Below are 2385 nucleotides of genomic sequence, written 5' to 3' on the forward strand. Positions count from 1 at the left end.
AAGCTGTACCCCGCATCGCCACCGCCACAGAACCATCAGACACCCGTTCGCTTGAGCCTCCCCCCCACCGCCGCTAAACTGCCCCCATGTCTGAGCAAAGATGTCCCCACGCATGAGTCAAGTCTATGTGCTGACCAACCAGCACCAGCAGTTTCTAAGCAAGAGCAACGAGTGGATCGATGGCCGCGAGAGCACCAAGCTGTTCCGCACCGAACACAAAGATGTCGCCATCAACCAGATGTTCGAAGCCAATACCCGCGATGTCACCCTGCGCATCGAGCTGCTCGAGTGTGCGCTGGACACAAAAAAGCACCCCCAGATTCCCGCCGATGCCCTGAGCGACGAGCCGATACTCGCCCCTGAGAAAATCATCGCCGCGGGGGATCCGGACGAGCTGCCGCAACCGGATCCGAGCGAAGCACCTCCGGAACACAACCCGGAAGCGGACCCGCAGCCGGCACCGGAAGTCGAGCCGCAACCCCAGCCAGAGGTGAACCCGGACCAGTTTCCCGGCACCACCCCGGAAGTGGAGCCCAACCAGCCCCCGGAATCCGTATCCGGCCAGGCCTGACCAGCCACCATCGCGCGCCTGTTAGTTCAAATAGGTCGGGTAAATCGGGGATTCCCCCACGCCCCCTTGAGTTGCTGTGCCGCGCCCCCATTTAGGCCGGATGCGTAAACCATCCGGTTTGCGGCAACCCGGCCCGTTAGCCGACCGGCTGCCCACAGGAGATCCCAGTGACCACGTTCAACCTGGCCGAACTGGCCCAGCCGGAAGCTTTAGCTCTGTTAAAGGGCATTCGTCGCGGCATCGAAAAAGAAAGCCTGCGCGTTTCCCCCGAAGGCGAGCTTGCGCACACCGAGCATCCCCGCGGCCTCGGCTCCGCGCTCACCCATGAGTGCATCACCACCGACTTCGCCGAAGCCCTGCTCGAGTTCATCACGCCGCCGGTAGCCACGCCGGAACAGGCGCTGGAAAAGCTCGACCAGATCCACCGCTACACCTACAGCCAGATCGGCGACGAGCGCCTGTGGGTCAACAGCATGCCCGGCCGTATTGGCCGCGATGAAGACATTCCCGTAGCCCGCTATGGCAGCTCCCACAGCGGCACCATGAAAACCATTTACCGGCTCGGCCTCGGCCTGCGCTACGGCCGCGCCATGCAGACCATTGCCGGGATCCATTACAACTTCTCCCTGCCGGACAGTTTCTGGCAGTGGCTGCAAGCGAAAGAGGGCAGTGACGAATCGCTGCAGGATTTCAAAACCCGCCGCTACTTCGACCTGATCCGCAACTTCCGTCGCCACTACTGGCTGCTGATTTACCTGTTCGGCGCCGCTCCCGCGGTGTGCGGCACCTTTGTGCAGGATCGCGAGCACAAGCTGCAGTCATTCGACGGCGACGGCCGCAGTCTGTATGCACCCCAGGCCACTTCCCTGCGTATGGGCGACCTGGGCTATACCAGCGACGCACAGAAATCCCTGATCGTCTGCTACAACGACTTGTCCAGCTATCTGACCACCCTGTGCGCCGCCATCAGCCGCCCCTATCCGCCCTACCATGAGCAGGGTGTGAAGGATGCAAACGGCGAGTACCAGCAGCTTTCCACCGGCCTGCTGCAGATCGAAAACGAATTCTATTCCCCGATCCGCCCGAAAAACCCGGCGGGCATGGGGGAAACCGCGCTCTCCGCACTCGACGCCCGCGGCGTGGAATATATCGAAGTGCGCTGTCTCGACCTCAACCCCTTTGTCCCCCTCGGCGTCGAGGCCCCGCAGATGCGCTTTATCGACGCCTTCCTGCTGCACTGCCTGCTCAGCGACAGCCCGCAGGCCGACGACGCCGACTACCGCGCAATCCAGGAGAACCAGTCGCGCATCGTCTATCAGGGTCGCGACCCGGAAATCCAGCTGGTGCACAACGGCAGCGAGCGCAAGCTCACCGACTGGGCCTCGGAACTGCTCGACGAAATCAATCCCATGGCAGAGCTGCTCGACAGCGCCTGGGAGAGCCACGACTACCAGCGTGCCGTATCCGCCCAGCGCGACAAAATCGCCGGCAAGGTACCGACCCCGGCGGCACAAATGCTGGCGGAAATGCACGAGCACAAGCAGACCTTCTTCCAGTGGGCCCAGGCCAAGGCCGAGCAACACCGCCAGTACTTCGTCGAGCGCCCGCTGAGTGAAGCGGAACAGGCGGAATACCAGCGCCTGGCCGAGGAATCCCTGCAGCAGCAGGCCGCGGTTGAAGACGCAGACACGGGTACGTTCGAGGATTTTCTCGGGCAGTATTACGCCCAGTACACGTTTTGTCAGAAGGGGCTATAGCCTCTAGCGCACACAATCAGATGCGAAGGTGCCGCTTCCGGGTGCGGTCTTGCGAGA

At 62.4% G+C, this 2385-nt stretch carries 2 protein-coding genes; both read left to right on the top strand.

Annotated features, from left to right (window positions below; all coding sequences use genetic code 11):
• Window positions 1-112 precede the first annotated feature (112 nt).
• Complete coding sequence (locus B4U49_RS00725) at window positions 113-571, top strand: hypothetical protein (protein WP_078082691.1); 459 nt, start codon at window positions 113-115, stop codon at window positions 569-571.
• A 167-nt stretch (window positions 572-738) separates the two neighbouring features.
• On the top strand, window positions 739-2328 hold the full coding sequence (gshA, locus tag B4U49_RS00730) for a glutamate--cysteine ligase (RefSeq protein WP_078082692.1): 1590 nt from the start codon (window positions 739-741) through the stop codon (window positions 2326-2328).
• Window positions 2329-2385 lie beyond the last annotated feature (57 nt).

Origin of the sequence: Microbulbifer mangrovi, assembly GCF_002009015.1 — a bacterium.
Lineage (GTDB): Bacteria > Pseudomonadota > Gammaproteobacteria > Pseudomonadales > Cellvibrionaceae > Microbulbifer > Microbulbifer mangrovi.

Bases quoted from the DNA above. Each gene is read 5' to 3' on its own strand.
- B4U49_RS00725 (WP_078082691.1), top strand. From the start codon at position 113: ATGAGTCAAGTCTATGTGCTGACCAACCAGCACCAGCAGTTTCTAAGC.